Annotated in this window: 1 protein-coding gene; it reads left to right on the top strand. The window is 35.0% G+C overall.

The window, feature by feature from the left end:
* A partial coding sequence (locus DMA14_RS22825) for a hypothetical protein (RefSeq protein ID WP_203418199.1) occupies positions 1-206 on the top strand: 206 nt, incomplete at both ends.

Here is a 206-nt window from a genome sequence, read left to right as displayed (position 1 = left end):
GTTGGTATTGGAACAACAAATCCTCTAAGTAAATTAGATGTTATTGGTACTGCGATGTTCAGAGAGACTAATTCTTCTTATTATAGCGAATTAAGCTCTGATGCGAACAATGCTTATTTGAGAAGTTACGGAGTTGCAAAATCTCTACTAATATATGATATATTAGGAAAACCGGTAGTAATGCAACCATACTCCGGTAATGTTGG

The sequence above is a fragment of the Flavobacterium sharifuzzamanii genome, from assembly GCF_003254585.1.
GTDB lineage: Bacteria > Bacteroidota > Bacteroidia > Flavobacteriales > Flavobacteriaceae > Flavobacterium > Flavobacterium sharifuzzamanii.
This window is presented reverse-complemented; position numbering and strand designations above follow the sequence as displayed.